This is a genomic window from Citrobacter sp. LJND-P06 (genome assembly GCF_058188415.1).
Genome location: NZ_CP187317.1, coordinates 2,375,984 through 2,392,843, shown reverse-complemented (window position 1 = coordinate 2,392,843; position 16,860 = coordinate 2,375,984). Strand labels below are relative to the sequence as shown.

Genomic DNA, 16,860 nt, shown 5'->3' with positions numbered 1-16,860 from the left:
AGGCACGACGCCTGCACGGTGGTTGGTGATTTAACAGGTTACCGGTTGCTGCCAGGGTTTAACGCGCATACCTTTGAGCATCATCACCCATGCCAGCCCAATGGCGACAATCAGTACCGCAAACAGCGACCAGGCAGGAAGCGTGGTTAAAATAATGCCGCTGGCTAACGGGTTAAAGGCCGCCCCCAGCCAGCCAAGCGACTGCGCTGAGAAGTAGCTTGCTTTCATGCCCGCCGGGGCAATATTGTCGATCAACATATATTCCCCCGGCGCGTAGATCACTTCACCGAGGGTAAAGACCGCGGCAGAAACGCCCCACAGGATCAGGTTGTTTCCTGAGAACATAAAACCCACCAGCCCAATCATAAAGCACAGGGTGCCTGCTGCCATCAGCGGGCGGATATTCGTGGTACTGAGCCTGCGCCCGAGGGCATATTGCAGGCTGACCACCATGGCGGCGTTCACCGGTAACACCACGGCGACGACCTTCTCGGCAAAATCCCCGTCAGCGACGACCATCACGTACTGGGAGATACAGGATGAAAACGCGCCGCCCACGAACGAAGCGAGAAACGCGGAGAGGGTAAACCAGAGCAATGCTTTGTCGCGCAGCAGCACCGACGGCGACCACACGGAGGTGTTTATACCGTCGACAGGGGTTATTGACCGCGTGACCCAAGTCTGAATAAAAACCAACGGGAAGGCCGAACAGACGGCCGCCAGCCAGAATGGCAGGTTAATGCTTTGCATCACCAGCAGGGTGCCGAGCGGCGGCCCAATGGTCCAGCCTATGTTGAGCACGGTGTAGTTGAGCGAAAAAATTTTGGTTTTCGCGGTGGCCGAGAGGTTATCGGCAAACCAGGCTTTCAGCACGGTGGCGAAAACGGAATAGGCGCAGTTGATCAGCGCAAACAGCAGTACCACCAGGGTGACGCTATGCACCAGCGGGATCGCGATAAACCCGAAGGCAAACGCGCAAATCGCCGCCAGCATGTAGCGTTTTTTATCGAATTTGTCCGCCAGAATGCCGAAGCCAAGACTGAAGATCACGCCGATGGTCAGCGCCACCGTCATGGCATAGCCAATCAAGTCGACACCCAGCGCATACTGGCGATTCAGATAAATGGTCATGAACGGTAGCGTGGCGCCGCGACCAATGGTGAGCAATAGCGATGAGGCGAGTAATGCAAGGGTTGACCGTCTCAGAGTGATGTTCATTTTCCTGCCTGACAATGCGTGTTGTTTTGTTTTTTTTAACTATCAGAAAGGAATAGCACGGCAAAATTGTGATGTATAGCTTATAAGTTGTCCGAAAATGCCACATATGGCCTACCTGAATTAATGATCTGTTGCAGGAGAACGATTTCCGCTAAGTTAACTTGTTTACAAAAATTTAATAATTGCAGAGGTCAGGGGATGTCGCGTAAAGACGGGCTGTTGGCATTATTGGTCGTGGTGGTGTGGGGACTGAATTTTGTCGTCATCAAAGTGGGATTGCACAATATGCCGCCCCTGATGCTGGCGGGATTACGCTTCCTGCTGGTGGCGTTCCCGGCGATTTTCTTTGTTGCCCGCCCTAAAGTCCCGCTTAAGCTTCTGCTGGGTTACGGTCTGACGATTAGCTTTGGGCAGTTTGCTTTTCTGTTTTGCGCCATCAACTTCGGGATGCCCGCCGGACTGGCATCGCTGGTTTTACAGGCACAGGCCTTTTTCACCATTGTTCTGGGGGCGTTTGCATTTGGCGAGCGTTTACAGGGAAAACAGGTAGCGGGTATTGCGCTGGCAATTTTTGGCGTGCTGGTGCTGATTGAGGCCAGCTTCAACGGGCAACATGTGGCGATGACCGGATTTATGCTCACTCTGGCCGCCGCGCTCAGTTGGGCCTGCGGGAATATCTTTAATAAAAAGATTATGCAGCATGCGCAGCGTCCGGCCGTTATGTCTCTGGTGGTCTGGAGCGCGTTAATCCCGATAATTCCGTTTTTCCTCGCGTCGCTGTGGTTGGATGGCTCCGATCGTATGATGCAAAGCCTGGTCAGCCTTGATACCACGACGGTCTTATCGCTGGTCTATCTTGCCCTCGTTGCCACCATTGTCGGGTACGGGATTTGGGGCACGCTGTTGGGGCGTTATGAAACCTGGCGCGTGGCGCCGTTATCTCTGTTAGTGCCGGTGGTTGGGCTGGCCAGTGCCGCCGTGCTGTTGGATGAAACGTTGAGCGGGCTGCAATTAGTCGGCGCAGTGCTGATTATGGCGGGGCTGTATATCAATGTGTTCGGTTTTCGTTTCCGCAAACCGGCACCGGCGAGAGGGTAAAAAAAAGCCCCGCAGTGACGGGGCAAAACGAATTAGAGGTCATACCGATTGTAATAGGGTACGCCTAACTCGTCGGACTTATCGCTACCCGCCCCCATGTGATTGAAATCGAAAGGGGATTGATCGTGCGCAGTGGGTATTACCATCACATCGCGATTCGTTTGTGTTGTGGGCTGGGCAGTTTGTTCCGCAACACTCTGGCCGGAGACCACAAGCAACAGAGCCAGCATTGCAGAAGACAAAAATTTCATGATTTCCTCGATTACGTCGTTAACAGGCGATTATCAATGACACTGATTGAGTGGCAGCAAATACCGGGATTCGCCGCGCATATTGGTCATGCGGAACTTATGCGGCGGCACATCAAAATAGTTTTTGAACGTCCGGGTCAGTGTTTGCTGTGACTCAAAGCCGTAACGCTCAGCCAGGTACAAAATTGGCTCGTTACTTTCTTTTAATTTCTGGGCTATCTCGGTCATTTTGCGGCTGCGGATGTATTGACCTAATGAATGGCCGGTTTCTTTTTTAAACATCCGTTGCAGGTGCCATTTGGAGTAACCTGAACGCTCTGACACCTTTTCCAGTGAGAGCGGCGATTCCAGGTTATCTTCGATCCAGTCCAAAATGCTATGAATGGTGATAGCGTCAGTGTTGCGTCTGGACATCGTCATACCTCTTTCTGTTTACGGCAGGATTTTCTTGAGTAAATGCTCAAGTGTTGCCACTTCATCCGCCGATAAGTTTTTTGTTAGTTCCTGGTGCAGGTCTTGTCCTACTAATTGATGACATTGCTCACAAATTGTCGCGCCGTGTTCGGTGAGTTTCACCAGCACGCCGCGTTTATCGTTGGGGTTTGGCAGTCTTTCGATCCAGCCTTTACAGACCAGGCGGTCAAGCATGCGCGTCAATGCGCCAAGATCAACAGACAGCACTTTCTTAAGCTCAACCGGGGTAATACACACCGCGCAACGGATGGAACACAGCACCTTAAACTGCGAGGCGGTGATATCCAGCGGTGACAGATAGTCGTTTAGCAAACGATCTTTTTTCTGATTTACCATGTAGATCAAGCGGCCAAGTGGAATGATTTCATTGAAAAGGTCACTGGTGCTTTTCACGATGGTTGCCCCGGCAAGTAGTTAGTCACGGAAGATACTATTGCCCAGGCAAGTATAAGTCAAATGAATGAATAGTGTGATCACACGATTTGCTAAAACGGTTCATTACGCTGACGTTTTAGCATTTAATAACTTAATGATAATTACAGATTATAGATGTGATGGGAAAATGAATGCTTACATCGCTGAAATGGCGGTCAGCGCTAATTTGAACTTATACTTGCCGCTAACTGAAGAGCGACTGGAGAAGAGATTACCAATGATAGAATTGTTTAAAGCGATAGGGCTGGGTCTGGTTGTTCTGCTGCCGCTCGCTAACCCACTGACTACCGTGGCGCTGTTCCTCGGACTTGCTGGCAACATGAACAGCGCAGAGCGTAACCATCAGTCGCTGATGGCGTCGATTTACGTGTTCGCGATTATGATGGTGGCGTATTACGCCGGTCAGTTAGTCATGAATACCTTTGGCATTTCAATTCCGGGGCTACGGATTGCGGGTGGATTAATTGTCGCGTTTATCGGTTTTCGAATGCTCTTTCCACAGCAGAAAGCGCACGAGTCGCCGGAAGCGAAAAGCAAATCTGAGGAGATGGAAGACGAACCGTCGGCCAATATTGCTTTCGTGCCACTGGCAATGCCAAGTACGGCGGGGCCGGGTACGATCGCCATGATCATCAGTTCTGCCTCAACCGTGCGTGATGGTTCCGATTTTCCGGGCTGGGTTATTGCTGTCGCGCCACCGCTGATCTTTGCTATTGTCGGGCTCATTCTGTGGGGCAGCCTGCGCAGTTCAGGGGCAATTATGCGTCTGGTCGGCAAAGGGGGAATTGAAGCGATTTCGCGTTTGATGGGCTTCCTGCTGGTCTGTATGGGCGTACAGTTTATCATCAACGGTATTCTGGAAATTATTAAAACCTATCACTAACCTCTACGGCCCGGCGCAAAAACGTCGGGCCTTGTCTTTCCTGTTACTGCGATTGCGGCTGTTCTTCCAGCGAGACAGGCCAGCGGCGAAATATAATCACAGACCAGACTAACGCGATGGCAGCCGGTACGACCCCAACGTAGCCGATGGCAGACATCGACCAGTGTAAACTCACCTGATTACCCACCAGCGCGCCCGCACCAATCCCGATATTAAAGATGCCGGAGAACAACGCCATCGCGACATCGGTGGCATCCGGCGCCAGCGCCAGCACTTTCACCTGCATTCCCAGACCGATAACCATGATGGCAATCCCCCAGAAGATGCTCAACATCGCCAGGTCTGTTTCGCTGTCGGCGGCAGAACGCAGCAGGAGCAGACACCCCACCAGCAGAACAATGGCAGCGGTAATGAGCGAGGAGGCATGTCGGTTGCCCAACTTTCCAAACACCACGCTGCCGACGATCCCAGCGCCGCCGAGAATAAGCAACAGCACGGTGGCAAAGTTGGCGCTCAACCCGGCCACGGTTTGCACAAACGGCTCGATATAGCTGTATGCCGTGTAATGGGCGGTCACCACAATCACGGTCAACAGATAAAGACTCATCAGCGCAGGGCGGCGAAACAGCAACGGCAGGCTTTTAAGCGAACCTGAATGCTCGCTGGGTAAGGTGGGCAGGAGCTTGAACAGACACACCAGCGTGACCAGCGCGCCCATGCCGATAGCCAGGAAGGTGGTACGCCAGCCAAAATATTGCCCAACGATGCGTCCGATAGGAATTCCGAGCACCATCGCCAGCGCGGTACCGGTGGCTATCAGACTTAGCGCCTGTGCGCGTTTACCGGCAGGGGCCAGACGGATGGCGAGCGAGGCGGTGATCGACCAGAAAATAGCGTGCGCAAAGGCGATGCCGATGCGGCTGATCAACAGCACGGTAAAATTCCACGCCAGAAACGACAGCACATGGCTGGCGATAAACAGCACAAACAAACAGATCAGCAGCTTGCGTCGTTCCACCTGACTTGTCAGCAGCATAAAGGGAAGCGACATCAGCGCCACAACCCAGGCGTAGATAGTCAGCATAATCCCGACCTGTGCAGTCTGCATATGAAAGCTTTGCGCAATATCAGAGAGCAAGCCGACGGGGACAAACTCGGTGGTATTGAAGATAAAAGCTGCAATAGCAAGCGTAACGACCCGTAGCCACGCGACTTTACGGGAAACAATGCGTGTTGACATAAAAAGTAACTGGGCTGGTTGCGAGAAGGTGAGGTCAGGATCTTAAAACGTTTGCTGTCGAAAATACAATCACTTTGTGATTAATATCACATTTTTTAGTTACTAAAAAGTAACATCACGGACTGAGCGGTTTGTGTACGCGCCTGTGGTTGTGACGTTGTCACAAATTGGCTTGCTCTCTGTCCGGATAACACCGGCATAAGGCGATGCTATGCCCGCGTTTGAAGTGGCAGCAGTTCCATAAAGGCTTCAAGTTGTCGGGTCATTGCCCCGCGTCGCCAAACCAGCCAGGTATTCAGCCAGCGCCACGCCTCGGTTAACGGCCACGCATCGACCTGATGATGTCCGGGCATACTTTCTAGCATGGTGCGAGGAATCAACGCGATACCCGCCCCGGCAATCACGCATGCCAGCATCCCATGATAGGACTCCATTTCGTGAATCGTACCCGGTGTGGCGCGATCGGCATGAAACCAGCTTTCAAAATGGCGACGATAGGAGCAGTTCGCACGAAACGCGTAAATATTACTGCCGTTAACATCACTGGCGCGGTGCACGGCGCGGTGACCGCACGGGGTGACAATCATCATCTCTTCACGGTAGACAGGCATCCCTTCAAGACCCGGGTGAGTAATGGGGCCATCCACAAAGGCGGCATTCAGTTTACCCTCCAGCACGCCCTCCAGCATGGTGCCGGAAGGCCCGGTGGATAAGGCAAACTGGATCTTAGGATAGCGCTGGTTATATTCGGCGAGCGTAGCGGGAATACGCACGGCTGCTGTACTTTCCAGCGCGCCGAGGGAGAACAGTCCTTGCGGTTCATCACCGGCAACCACCATCCGCGCTTCATCGACCAGCGCCAGGATCTGCTGGCTATAACGCAAAAAGTTATGGCCTGCCGGAGAAAGCCTCAGACGTTGATTCTCGCGAATAAACAAATCCACCCCGAGATCGGCCTCCAACTGGCGAATGCGTGTGGTGAGGTTAGAGGGAACACGATGCACCTTCGCGGCGGCCTGAGTAATGCTGCCCGTCAGGGCGACAGCATTGAACATTTCCAGTTGCGTCAGATCCATGGCTTTCTCTTTTTGTGAATGGTGTGGTTAATATTATTCAATTTTCAGAAAGAGTAAACGGGGTCATGATATCGCCATTCCCTGTGATAAGAGAGAACCCTATGAACCCGACATCAGCGACACATGCAATTTCAGTGAACCCGGCAACGGGAGAGCATTTGACGGTTATGCCCTGGAGTAGCGACAGCGAAATCGAGCAGGCCCTCAGCCTGGCCGCCAGCGGTTTTGCGGCCTGGAAGCGCACGACGGTCGCGCACCGGGCGCAGACATTGCGCGATGTCGGGCAGGCATTGCGGCTGCGGGCTGAAGAGATGGCGCAATGCATCACGCGTGAGATGGGCAAACCGATCGCTCAGGCGCGCGGCGAAGTGGCAAAATCCGCCAGCCTGTGCGACTGGTACGCAGAGCATGGCCCTGCAATGCTTAACCCGGAGCCGACGCAGGTGGAAAATCAGCAAGCGGTGATTGAGTATCGCCCGCTGGGAACCATTCTGGCGGTGATGCCGTGGAACTTTCCGCTCTGGCAGGTGCTGCGTGGGGCGATCCCTATCCTGTTGGCGGGTAATGGCTATCTGTTAAAACATGCCCCGAACGTGACCGGATGCGCCAGGCTGATTGCCGATATTTTTGCTGACGCAGGAATACCAAAAGGTGTTTACGGCTGGCTCAACGCCAGCAATGCGGGCGTCAGCCAGATGATTAATGATCCGCGTATTGCGGCGGTCACGGTCACCGGCAGCGTTCGTGCTGGCGCCGCGATTGGCGCACAGGCGGGGGCGGCGCTGAAAAAGTGCGTGCTGGAACTGGGCGGTTCGGACCCCTTTATTGTGTTGAATGATGCCGATATGGATCTGGCGGTGAAAGCGGCCGTCGCGGGCCGTTATCAAAATACCGGGCAGGTTTGTGCTGCTGCGAAACGTTTTATTGTCGAAGAAGGCATTGCTCGCGAGTTTACCGAACGCTTCGTCGCGGCGGCGGCCGCCTTGAAAATGGGCAACCCGGTTGATGAGGAAAACAATCTCGGGCCGATGGCGCGCTTTGATTTGCGTGATGAACTCCATCAACAGGTGATGACGTCGGTCGCAGAAGGTGCGCGTTTATTGCTGGGCGGGGAAAAAGTCGCCGGGGAAGGCAACTACTATCCGGCGACGGTTCTGGGTGATGTTACCCCTGAAATGACGGCATTTCGCCAGGAGCTATTTGGCCCGGTAGCGGCAATCACGGTGGCGAAGAGTGCCGGACATGCCTTACAGCTTGCCAATGACAGTGATTTTGGCCTGTCGGCGACGATTTTCACCGCTGATGAAACGCGTGCGCTGGAAATGGCCAGCCAACTGGAATGCGGCGGGGTGTTTATCAATGGCTATAGCGCCAGCGATGCGCGGGTGGCATTTGGCGGCGTGAAGAAAAGCGGTTTTGGCCGCGAGCTTTCCCATTTTGGGTTGCATGAGTTTTGTAACGTCCAGACGGTCTGGAAAAACCGCGTCTGATGCCGAAAGCGCCTCGCCGGAGGCGCGATTGTCTCTCCCGGCCTGACGTCGCATATTCAGCTCTGTTATACTCGCAGACCTATTCAGACCTGCGGGCAAGGAGCACATTGTGGCCAGGGCCATGGACAATTCAGTATTAGAGACCATTCTGGCGCAGGTTCGCCCGTTAATTGGTCAGGGAAAAGTTGCCGACTATATTCCTGCGTTAGCCTCCGTCGACGGCGCCAAATTGGGTATCGCCATTTGTACCGTTGATGGGCAACACTACCAGGCCGGTGATTCGCAGGAACGCTTTTCCATTCAGTCTATTTCGAAGGTGCTGAGTCTGGCAGTGGCCATGCGTCACTATCAGGAAGATGAGATCTGGCAACGGGTGGGAAAAGACCCCTCGGGTTCGCCTTTCAATTCGCTGGTGCAACTGGAAATGGAACAGGGCATTCCGCGTAATCCCTTTATTAACGCCGGCGCGTTGGTTATCTGCGACATGTTGCAAGGGCGGTTGAGCGCCCCGCGTCAGCGTATGCTGGAGGTGGTGCGGGTTCTGAGCGGCGTTCCCGATATTGTTTATGATGCCACCGTGGCCCGTTCGGAGTTCGAGCATTCGGCGCGCAATGCGGCGATTGCCTGGCTGATGAAATCATTCGGTAATTTTCAGCATGATGTCCCGACGGTTTTGCAGAATTATTTCCACTACTGCGCGCTGAAAATGAATTGTGTTGAACTGGCCCGCACGTTTGTTTTTCTGGCGAATCAGGGACACGCGTTTCATCTTAACGATCCTGTGGTGACGCCGATGCAGGCCCGACAAATTAACGCGCTGATGGCAACCAGCGGAATGTATCAGAACGCCGGAGAATTTGCCTGGCGAGTCGGGCTGCCTGCGAAATCGGGCGTTGGCGGCGGCATTGTTGCGATTGTGCCGCATGAAATGGCGATTGCGGTCTGGAGTCCTGAGCTGGATGCCGCCGGAAACTCGCTGGCAGGTATCGCCGTGCTTGAGCAACTGACTCAACAATTAGGACGCTCGGTCTACTGATGAACGTGCCAGACTCACTGTTTACCCGGCTGTCTCGTTCAACATTTCGCGCCCGGTTTCATCTTGGCGCGAAGGAGAGACAGTATTGCTGGGATAAAGGGGCGCAGCTCATCGATCAACACGCGGCAGACTTTGTGGCAAAACGACTGGCTCCGGCGATGCCTGTCAATGATGGCAAACAAACGCCCATGCGCGGTCATCCGGTTTTTATTGCTCAGCATGCCACCGCAACCTGTTGTCGCGGCTGTCTGGAAAAATGGCACCAAATCCCTCAGGGGCAACCGCTCAGCGAGGAACAGCAACAGTATGTTGTGGCGGTTATTCATCATTGGTTAGTTATCCAGATGAATCAGCCATAACAAAATAAGTTTGCTGGCGTGCCGATAACAACCACAAAATAACGCATGACAACATTGTGGTTTAAAAAGTGACAATTCCTTTTTTAACAATTTAAAGTGATACATCCTTCGTGGGTGAGTCACTTTTGCAAATAAATCATGCTATGCTTATTTAGTATACACTCGTCATGTCGAAATAATTGCTCGCAGCAATTATATGGATAGATATTTAATGCACGCACTTTTCACCTCTTCATTTCGCCTGTTTCGGGAAGATAATCCGTTACGTAATGCTTTCGCCCTTTTTATGGTCACCACGCTATTTTATTTTCTCGGCGCACAATTGCGTCTCGTTGAGGAGTTGTCGCTGTTCTGGCCTCTCAACGGCGTGATGGCAGGGGTGTTTGCCCGTTACGTCTGGCTTAACCGTCTTCATTATTATGCAGTATGTTATGTTGCCATGCTGGCTTATGACGCGATAACGACCGAATGGGGAGTGGTGTCGCTCATCATTAACTTATCGAATATGGTTTTTATTATTACCTTCGCTCAACTGGTATTACGGGATAAACGACGGGGTAAAAATACGCATGAACCGATAAGTGCCTTGCGTCTGTTTAATTATTGCCTGTTTGCTGCTTTGCTGTGTGCGTTATTCGGCGCAACAGGGTCGATTAGCATTGACAGCCAATCATTCTGGCCGCTGTTTGCCGACTGGTTTAGCGAACAATTCTCCACTGGCGTATTGATTATACCCTGTATGCTGACGCTCTCTCTGCCAGGGTCATTATCTCGTTTTAAACCGGAACAGATAATGCCGGTTGTGGCGTTAATGGTTTCTGTTGCGGCCTCGGTACTTATTGGTGGAGCAGGGAGTCTGGCTTTTCCGCTGCCCGCGCTTATCTGGTGTGCGGTTCGTTATCCTACGCCGATCACCTGTCTGTTGACCTTTATGACCGGGGCGGTTGAGATAATCCTGGTGGCCAATTCGATTATCAATATCTCTGTGGCTTCACCGCTTTCCGCGCCGCATATGTTCTCAGCACGCCTGGGGATCGCCACCATGGCGATTTGCCCGGTGATGGTCGCTGTCAGCGTGTCGGCAATCAATTCACTGATAAGACAAGTCTCTTTACGGGCCGATTTCGACTATTTAACGCGGGTATATTCCCGTTCTGGTTTATTTGAAGCACTTAAAAAGCAGGAACAACAGAAACCGCAACACGTGACGGTAATGCTGCTGGATATCGATTATTTCAAACAGATTAATGACAATTTCGGCCATGAGTGCGGCGATCAGGTGTTAAGCGCCTTTGCCCGACACGTGCAAAAAATTGTCGGCGACAAAGGTCTTTTGGCCCGAATGGGGGGCGAAGAATTTGCCGTGGTAGCCTCTTCTGTGGATAGCGATGAAGGAATACAACTGGCGGAAAAAATCCGTAAAGCGGTTGAGTTACAGCCTTTTAGCTGGCAGCAGCAAACCCTTTATCTGACCGTGAGTATCGGTTTGGGTAACGGAAGAACCGAATCACGCGCTTTAGCTGACCTGTTTAATACCCTTATCGTTGAAGCCGACGAATGTTTATATCGCTCGAAAAAAGAGGGGCGTAACCGAACCAGCGCCAGATCTGACAACGCAGAAATTGTGCCCGGCAATGATGCTGTGTAGGTGAATCATAACCCAATCCTATGGTTGTGGCGCTTGTAGAGCAAAAGGGAACAGTGCAGGGTAGAGCAGTCAATCAAGGAGACTCTATGGCTGCCACTTTTTCCTTTTTTATCCTCGACGCTGAGCGTATCCGTAACAGAATCAATGAACTGAGCGATGTGCTTGAGGATTGCGTCAATCAGGGCGCGTCCGTCAGTTTTGTATTGCCCTTTGGTCGTGAAAAATCCCTCCCTTTCTGGACGAACGTCGCGCAGGCGGTTGCGGGTGGCGAGCGCATTGTTCTGGCGGCTGAAAATGCCGCGGGGGTGATCGTCGGTACGGTACAACTCCTGCTGGATCAACCTGAAAATCAACCGCACCGTGCCGACGTGGCTAAACTGTTGGTTCACTCGTCCGCGCGCCGGGGTGGGGTCGCCAGGTGCTTAATGGAAATGCTGGAAAACTGCGCAAAGCAACAGCATAAATCGTTGCTGGTGCTGGATACCGCAACGGGAAGCAAGGCCGAGTTGTTCTACCAAAATTGCGACTGGCAGAAAGCCGGGGAGATACCCGATTACGCGCAGATGCCAGACGGAAGGCTGACGGGCACCACGGTTTTCTACAAAACCCTGTGATTTGTGTTTGAGAGTTGATCAAAACAGGGTTTCATTGTATTAAAGTTTGCTAACCTGTTCTACCAATTCAATCAGGTTGTATGACTAATCCAAAAGGGAACCCATTGTGAAAACTCTAAACCGTCGCGATTTTCCTGGCGCCCATTATCCTGAGCGTATCATTCAGTTTGGCGAGGGGAACTTCCTGCGTGCCTTTGTTGACTGGCAAGTTGATCTGCTGAACGAGCATACCGATTTGAATGCCGGCGTGGTGATTGTCCGCCCCATCGAAAGTGCATTCCCTCCGTCACTCAGTACGCAAGACGGTCTTTACACCACCATCATTCGCGGTTTGAACGAAAATGGCGACGCAGTCAGCGATGCCCGCCTGATCCGCTCGGTGAACCGTGAAATCAGCGTGTATGGCGAATATGATGAGTTCCTGAAACTGGCGCATAATCCTGATATCCGCTTTGTGTTCTCTAACACGACTGAAGCCGGGATCAGCTACCACGCGGGGGATAAATTCGACGACGCGCCTGCGGTAAGTTATCCGGCGAAACTGACCCGACTGCTGTTTGAACGCTACACGCACTTTGCCGGGGCGGCTGATAAAGGCTGGATAATCATTCCGTGCGAGCTGATTGACTACAATGGCGATGCGTTACGAGAACTGGTTCAACGCTACGCAAAAGAGTGGGCGCTTCCTGAAGCATTCTTGCTGTGGTTGGATCAGGCAAACGCCTTCTGCTCGACGCTGGTGGACCGTATCGTGACCGGTTACCCGCGTGATGAAGTGGCACAACTTGAAGAATCGCTGGGTTACCATGATGCGTTTCTCGACACCGCTGAACATTTCTACCTGTTCGTGATCCAGGGGCCTAAGTCACTGGCGTCGGAGTTACGTCTTGATAAATACCCGCTGAATATCCTGATCGTTGATGACATCAAGCCTTACAAAGAGCGCAAGGTTGCCATTCTGAATGGCGCGCATACGGCTCTGGTTCCGGTGGCATTCCAGGCCGGTCTGGATACCGTTGGCGAAGCGATGAACGATGCTGAGATTTGCGCTTTTGTCGAAAAAGCCATTTATGAAGAAATTATCCCGGTACTCGATCTTCCGCGTGATGAGCTGGAGTCTTTTGCGAGCTCGGTGACAGGGCGTTTTCGTAACCCGTACATCAAGCATCAACTCCTTTCTATCGCCCTGAATGGCATGACGAAATTCCGCACCCGAATCTTGCCTCAGTTGCTGGCAGGGCAGCAGGTCGAGGGAAGATTACCCGCACGTCTGACGTTTGCGCTGGCCGCGCTGATTGCGTTTTATCGCGCAGAACGTCACGGGGAGTCTTATCCGGTTCAGGACGATGCGCACTGGCTCGAACGCTACCCGCAGTTGTGGAATCAGCATCGTGACGGCGTTCTCAGTACGCATGAGCTGGTCAATACCGTGCTGGCGGTGGAAGAACACTGGGAACAAGACCTGACTCAGGTCTCCGGTCTGGTCGAGCAGGTCAGTGCCAATCTGGATGCCATCCTGACGAAAGGGATGCGCGACGCGGTGAAACCACTGTGCTAATGACGCCTCGCTAAAAGGTTAACCCGGTTGCGGCCGGGTTTTTTAATAACCCAGAATTAGTTACAACATACAGTGATGTTTTATTTTACTCAGCAGGTTTGCAGCACCTGTGCTGCAGGCGTCTGCCAGTAAGAAAAGGGGGCTCACTCCCTTTTTAGAGATGCTTGCAACATTGATCGCGATCACGTTTAATGTTCCCGCTTTCCCATTTTCCGAAGATAATCATGATTGTTCGACCTCAACAGCACTGGCTACGTCAGATTTTCGTCTGGCACGGCTCCGTTTTATCCAAAATCTTCTCCCGACTGCTACTGAATTTCATACTCTCTATCGCGGTGATCATCATGCTGCCGTGGTATACGATGCTGGGTATCAAATTTACCCTTGCGCCTTTCAGTATTCTCGGTGTTGCCATCGCCATATTTTTGGGTTTTCGCAACAATGCCTGCTATGCGCGTTACGTGGAGGCCCGGCATCTGTGGGGGCAGTTGATGATTGCTTCCCGCTCATTACTGCGTGAAGTGAAAACCACGTTGCCAGACGATCGTGAATTAGGGCAGTTTGTCCGTTTGCAGATAGCCTTTGCTCACTGTTTACGCATGACGCTACGCCGACAACCGCAGGCAGAGCCGTTGGCGAAATACCTCAGTACCGAGGATCTGCAGCGCGTCTTTGCTTCCCATTCACCGGCAAACCGCATATTACTGTTGATGGGGGAGTGGCTGGCGGTTCGTCGGCGGGAAGGACAACTGTCTGATATATTATTTCACAGTTTAAACAATAGGTTAAATGATATGTCGGCGGTGCTGGCTGGCTGTGAACGCATCGCGAATACGCCCATTCCTTTTGCGTACACGCTCATTTTGCATCGCACAGTGTATCTGTTTTGTATTATGTTGCCTTTCGCTTTGGTGATGGATTTGCACTATATGACGCCGTTTATTTCAGTGCTGATTTCCTATACGTTTATTTCACTCGATACGCTGGCCGAAGAGCTTGAAGATCCGTTTGGCACTGAAAATAACGATCTGCCGCTGGATGCCATTTGCAATGCCATCGAAATTGATTTGTTGCAAATGAACGATGAGGCAACCATTCCGGTCAAACACATCCCCGACCGCCATTATCAACTGACGTAAATTCTGCTTCAACAGCTTCATCAAAACAGCCGGTTAAGAGAGCAACGGTGGGCGCATCATCAATTGCGCCTATCGAGCTTCCGCAGCAGGGGCAAAAGGCTCGGCTGGAGAATTCAGATGAGCGCCACGTCGCCGGTTTACCGCCTTTCCCCGTCCACTGGACATCCTGAACATCAAATTCTACCCAGCCGACGCTGTGCGCTCCCGTGTGCTTTTGACAGAGCGTACATGAACAGGTGTGAAGATTTCTGGGCGAACGGGCGCTAATACGGATAAAACCGCAGAGGCAACCGCCGGTGTACACTTTTGTCATCGCCCATCTCCTGAAACTTGCGTCTCAAAACACTACCAGATGATCTGTTGAGCAACCAGTCTTCAATGGAAAAAAGGAGAGGAGCGTTCAAACATACTGATTGCTAACACTATTTAACGCTACCTGAAAGGAATTCGGGATTGATGGTTGCCCGTAGTTCATTTATTGTGATTCCGTTCAATTAAGACATGATGTCTGAGAGGGCGTCATACCTCATTCACTTTTTACCGATCATTGAGCAGAAACCATGACATCAGCGAATTTCTATCCAATTGGCACTCCCGGACAGCCCTGGGGAGAATCTGAGCGCGAGCAATGGCGTAAGAACCAGTTACCGTCACGGTCCTATGACGATGTGTTAAGTCAAATCCGAGCGCTTGGCAACGACTATAAGATTGTTAAATACGGTGAAATAACCTGTGCCAGTGATACCTATGCCTTAATGGCGCTGCGCAGCGTTGATTGGGATGACTCTTTACCGGCGGCGCTCATCACCGGCGGCGTACACGGCTATGAAACCAGCGGCGTATTGGGCGCACTGCGATTTTTACAAGAACATGGGCAAGAATATAAAGGCAAAATGAATCTGTTGGTTGCGCCTTGTGTCAGTCCGTGGGCGTTTGAGCGAATTTCACGCTGGAACTATCATCTCATCGATCCAAACAGAAGTTTCTACGCTGAAGGTAAAGCGGAAGAGTCCCAGGCACTGATGTCACTGGTTGCGCCGCTGCGGAAACAATTTCGGGTGCATATCGATCTCCATGAGACAACCGATAGCGACGAGAGTGAATTCCGACCGGCACTCGCGGCCAGGGACGGCAAGCAATATATTCCGGACATCGTCCCGGATGGATTTTATCTGGTCAGCGACGAAGAAAACTCTCAGCTCGATTTCCAACGGGCGATCATCGCCGCCGTTGAGAAAGTGACCCACATAGCGCCTTCCGATGCAGAAGGAAAGATGCTGGGATTTCGGGTCGCGAGTCCAGGGGTCGTTGAATATCCGAATAGTCACTACCATCTTTGTGCAACCATGACCGGTGCTCGCTATACCACGACTACTGAAGTGTACCCGGACAGCGAAAAAACAAATCCGGAAGAGTGCATCATTGCCCAGGTCGAAGCGGTAAAAGCGGCGCTGAACTTTGCGCTGGCGCATTAAAGATATATCGGAATTCTAAAACGAATAGAGCAGCCTGGAATGGCTGCTCTAAAGACAAGAACATCCTGTCATGTGAAAAAATTCAGTTAAGGACGATATCATGAAGAATTGCGTGGTTTTATTCGTTGCCGCAGTGTCTTTTCCTCTGGCGGCGCAAGAAAATATCAACACAATAAAACCCACTGCTTTTGTTGCACTGAAAAAAGGCAGTGAGCAGTACACGGGTGTATGTAAGGCCGCTATAAACCGTTGCGGGGAAGAAACAAAGGTCTGGAAGGCAAAAGGTCGGGAAGATGTTTTTTACTTAATTGACCCTGGGCTTGAGATGACAAAAATCCGCAAAGAAAATGGCGATTACATCAAGGAAGGACAATGGACGTTCGACAATAAAAATAACGATGAAAATGAGAAGAGTGAAGACCTGATAAAAGATAAGACATATATCTATCCGGCTTTATATCCTTTGAGTAAAACAAAGCAGGCCATTGCGTTAGTGACGAAGTGGCAGGCATTGTATTCTGGTGGTAGCCGTGAAGAGGAATATGCAGACTTTATCATGCTTAATGATGATGGCTCATCTCAGGCGGCCTTTAAAGACGTCCTTTTTTCATCAAAGGCGATGATCAGGGCCTGTTTTACCGCAGAAGAATATGCCAAAACCTCACACTGTCATGATGAAGACTGGGCGCTTCTGAACCTGAAGTTTATTGATGAGGGTAACGCGTTTTACGCATGGAAATTTATTACTAAATCATACGCCTGGCCCGCATTTGTTGAAAAAGCCCCCACTCAGCCAAAGATAACGGAACGTGTTGCCTCTCCGTTCCAGTAGAGACGCTTTTTGCTAAAAATGGGCGGTGTGAAAT

18 protein-coding genes are annotated in these 16,860 nt (G+C 51.7%); 11 read left to right on the top strand and 7 right to left on the bottom strand.

Annotation, left to right across the window (positions count from 1 at the left end):
* Positions 1 to 30 precede the first annotated feature (30 nt).
* On the bottom strand, positions 31 to 1,218 hold the full coding sequence (gene ydeE / locus ACO7SM_RS11405) for an efflux MFS transporter YdeE (protein ID WP_490467640.1): 1,188 nt from the start codon (positions 1,216 to 1,218) through the stop codon (positions 31 to 33).
* Between the two features lie 198 nt (positions 1,219 to 1,416).
* Here ydeE and eamA point away from each other — a divergent pair, with 198 nt between their 5' ends.
* Complete coding sequence (gene eamA, locus ACO7SM_RS11400; protein WP_490467639.1) at positions 1,417 to 2,316, top strand: O-acetylserine/cysteine exporter; 900 nt, start codon at positions 1,417 to 1,419, stop codon at positions 2,314 to 2,316.
* Positions 2,317 to 2,348: 32 nt separating this feature from the next.
* Here the strand turns inward: eamA and marB are convergent, their stop codons facing one another.
* Genes marB through marR form a run of 3 tightly spaced genes read right to left on the bottom strand, consistent with a single transcriptional unit; the run spans position 2,349 to position 3,434 of the window.
* Positions 2,349 to 2,567 (bottom strand): multiple antibiotic resistance protein MarB, encoded by a 219-nt coding sequence (gene marB, locus ACO7SM_RS11395; RefSeq protein WP_276291795.1) that lies wholly within the window; start codon positions 2,565 to 2,567, stop codon positions 2,349 to 2,351.
* Between the two features lie 33 nt (positions 2,568 to 2,600).
* Positions 2,601 to 2,981, bottom strand: a complete 381-nt coding sequence (gene marA, locus ACO7SM_RS11390) for an MDR efflux pump AcrAB transcriptional activator MarA (protein ID WP_490470931.1) — start codon at positions 2,979 to 2,981, stop codon at positions 2,601 to 2,603.
* Positions 2,982 to 2,999: 18 nt separating this feature from the next.
* Complete coding sequence (gene marR, locus ACO7SM_RS11385) at positions 3,000 to 3,434, bottom strand: multiple antibiotic resistance transcriptional regulator MarR (protein WP_490467638.1); 435 nt, start codon at positions 3,432 to 3,434, stop codon at positions 3,000 to 3,002.
* 259 nt (positions 3,435 to 3,693) lie between these two features.
* Here marR and ACO7SM_RS11380 point away from each other — a divergent pair, with 259 nt between their 5' ends.
* Positions 3,694 to 4,359 carry a MarC family NAAT transporter gene (locus tag ACO7SM_RS11380; protein WP_490467637.1) on the top strand — a complete coding sequence of 222 codons (666 nt, stop codon included), beginning with the start codon at positions 3,694 to 3,696 and terminating at the stop codon, positions 4,357 to 4,359.
* A gap of 43 nt (positions 4,360 to 4,402) precedes the next feature.
* Here the strand turns inward: ACO7SM_RS11380 and ACO7SM_RS11375 are convergent, their stop codons facing one another.
* Together ACO7SM_RS11375 and ptrR are read right to left on the bottom strand one after the other, a co-directional pair.
* Complete coding sequence (locus tag ACO7SM_RS11375) at positions 4,403 to 5,599, bottom strand: sugar transporter (protein WP_490467636.1); 1,197 nt, start codon at positions 5,597 to 5,599, stop codon at positions 4,403 to 4,405.
* A 209-nt stretch (positions 5,600 to 5,808) separates the two neighbouring features.
* On the bottom strand, positions 5,809 to 6,675 hold the full coding sequence (gene ptrR, locus ACO7SM_RS11370) for a putrescine utilization regulator PtrR (protein WP_490467635.1): 867 nt from the start codon (positions 6,673 to 6,675) through the stop codon (positions 5,809 to 5,811).
* A 101-nt stretch (positions 6,676 to 6,776) separates the two neighbouring features.
* Here ptrR and sad point away from each other — a divergent pair, with 101 nt between their 5' ends.
* From sad to ACO7SM_RS11335, 7 genes are all read left to right on the top strand, one after another.
* Positions 6,777 to 8,165 carry a succinate-semialdehyde dehydrogenase gene (sad, locus tag ACO7SM_RS11365; protein ID WP_490467634.1) on the top strand — a complete coding sequence of 463 codons (1,389 nt, stop codon included), beginning with the start codon at positions 6,777 to 6,779 and terminating at the stop codon, positions 8,163 to 8,165.
* Between the two features lie 109 nt (positions 8,166 to 8,274).
* Complete coding sequence (gene glsB / locus ACO7SM_RS11360; protein WP_490467633.1) at positions 8,275 to 9,201, top strand: glutaminase B; 927 nt, start codon at positions 8,275 to 8,277, stop codon at positions 9,199 to 9,201.
* Positions 9,201 to 9,560, top strand: coding sequence for a DUF4186 domain-containing protein (locus ACO7SM_RS11355; RefSeq protein WP_490467632.1), 360 nt, complete (start codon positions 9,201 to 9,203; stop codon positions 9,558 to 9,560). Before glsB ends, ACO7SM_RS11355 begins: the two co-directional genes overlap by 1 nt.
* 211 nt (positions 9,561 to 9,771) lie before the next feature.
* Positions 9,772 to 11,208 carry a sensor domain-containing diguanylate cyclase gene (locus ACO7SM_RS11350; protein WP_490467631.1) on the top strand — a complete coding sequence of 479 codons (1,437 nt, stop codon included), beginning with the start codon at positions 9,772 to 9,774 and terminating at the stop codon, positions 11,206 to 11,208.
* Positions 11,209 to 11,294: 86 nt separating this feature from the next.
* Positions 11,295 to 11,822 carry a GNAT family N-acetyltransferase gene (locus tag ACO7SM_RS11345; protein WP_490467630.1) on the top strand — a complete coding sequence of 176 codons (528 nt, stop codon included), beginning with the start codon at positions 11,295 to 11,297 and terminating at the stop codon, positions 11,820 to 11,822.
* Positions 11,823 to 11,928: 106 nt separating this feature from the next.
* Positions 11,929 to 13,380, top strand: a complete 1,452-nt coding sequence (locus ACO7SM_RS11340; protein ID WP_490467629.1) for a tagaturonate reductase — start codon at positions 11,929 to 11,931, stop codon at positions 13,378 to 13,380.
* Positions 13,381 to 13,604: 224 nt separating this feature from the next.
* Positions 13,605 to 14,519, top strand: a complete 915-nt coding sequence (locus ACO7SM_RS11335) for a bestrophin family protein (RefSeq protein ID WP_304521073.1) — start codon at positions 13,605 to 13,607, stop codon at positions 14,517 to 14,519.
* Here the strand turns inward: ACO7SM_RS11335 and ACO7SM_RS11330 are convergent.
* Positions 14,482 to 14,832 carry a GFA family protein gene (locus tag ACO7SM_RS11330; RefSeq protein ID WP_490467628.1) on the bottom strand — a complete coding sequence of 117 codons (351 nt, stop codon included), beginning with the start codon at positions 14,830 to 14,832 and terminating at the stop codon, positions 14,482 to 14,484. The two genes, ACO7SM_RS11335 and ACO7SM_RS11330, sit on opposite strands and share 38 nt — an antisense overlap.
* A gap of 247 nt (positions 14,833 to 15,079) precedes the next feature.
* Between ACO7SM_RS11330 and ACO7SM_RS11325 the strand changes: the two genes are divergently transcribed.
* Both ACO7SM_RS11325 and ACO7SM_RS11320 read left to right on the top strand, forming a co-directional pair.
* Complete coding sequence (locus ACO7SM_RS11325) at positions 15,080 to 15,994, top strand: M14 family metallopeptidase (protein ID WP_490467627.1); 915 nt, start codon at positions 15,080 to 15,082, stop codon at positions 15,992 to 15,994.
* Positions 15,995 to 16,094: 100 nt separating this feature from the next.
* Positions 16,095 to 16,826 (top strand): hypothetical protein, encoded by a 732-nt coding sequence (locus tag ACO7SM_RS11320; RefSeq protein WP_490467626.1) that lies wholly within the window; start codon positions 16,095 to 16,097, stop codon positions 16,824 to 16,826.
* The last annotated feature ends 34 nt before the right edge of the window (positions 16,827 to 16,860 follow it).

Coding starts and splice junctions, on each gene's coding strand:
- sad (WP_490467634.1), top strand. CDS start 6,777: ATGAACCCGACATCAGCGACACATGCAATTTCAGTGAACCCGGCAACG.
- ACO7SM_RS11355 (WP_490467632.1), top strand. CDS start 9,201: ATGAACGTGCCAGACTCACTGTTTACCCGGCTGTCTCGTTCAACATTT.
- ACO7SM_RS11345 (WP_490467630.1), top strand. CDS start 11,295: ATGGCTGCCACTTTTTCCTTTTTTATCCTCGACGCTGAGCGTATCCGT.
- ACO7SM_RS11320 (WP_490467626.1), top strand. CDS start 16,095: ATGAAGAATTGCGTGGTTTTATTCGTTGCCGCAGTGTCTTTTCCTCTG.
- ptrR (WP_490467635.1), bottom strand. CDS start 6,675: ATGGATCTGACGCAACTGGAAATGTTCAATGCTGTCGCCCTGACGGGC.
- ydeE (WP_490467640.1), bottom strand. CDS start 1,218: ATGAACATCACTCTGAGACGGTCAACCCTTGCATTACTCGCCTCATCG.
- marB (WP_276291795.1), bottom strand. CDS start 2,567: ATGAAATTTTTGTCTTCTGCAATGCTGGCTCTGTTGCTTGTGGTCTCC.
- ACO7SM_RS11380 (WP_490467637.1), top strand. CDS start 3,694: ATGATAGAATTGTTTAAAGCGATAGGGCTGGGTCTGGTTGTTCTGCTG.
- ACO7SM_RS11335 (WP_304521073.1), top strand. CDS start 13,605: ATGATTGTTCGACCTCAACAGCACTGGCTACGTCAGATTTTCGTCTGG.
- ACO7SM_RS11325 (WP_490467627.1), top strand. CDS start 15,080: ATGACATCAGCGAATTTCTATCCAATTGGCACTCCCGGACAGCCCTGG.
- ACO7SM_RS11330 (WP_490467628.1), bottom strand. CDS start 14,832: ATGACAAAAGTGTACACCGGCGGTTGCCTCTGCGGTTTTATCCGTATT.
- ACO7SM_RS11350 (WP_490467631.1), top strand. CDS start 9,772: ATGCACGCACTTTTCACCTCTTCATTTCGCCTGTTTCGGGAAGATAAT.
- ACO7SM_RS11375 (WP_490467636.1), bottom strand. CDS start 5,599: ATGTCAACACGCATTGTTTCCCGTAAAGTCGCGTGGCTACGGGTCGTT.
- marA (WP_490470931.1), bottom strand. CDS start 2,981: ATGTCCAGACGCAACACTGACGCTATCACCATTCATAGCATTTTGGAC.
- eamA (WP_490467639.1), top strand. CDS start 1,417: ATGTCGCGTAAAGACGGGCTGTTGGCATTATTGGTCGTGGTGGTGTGG.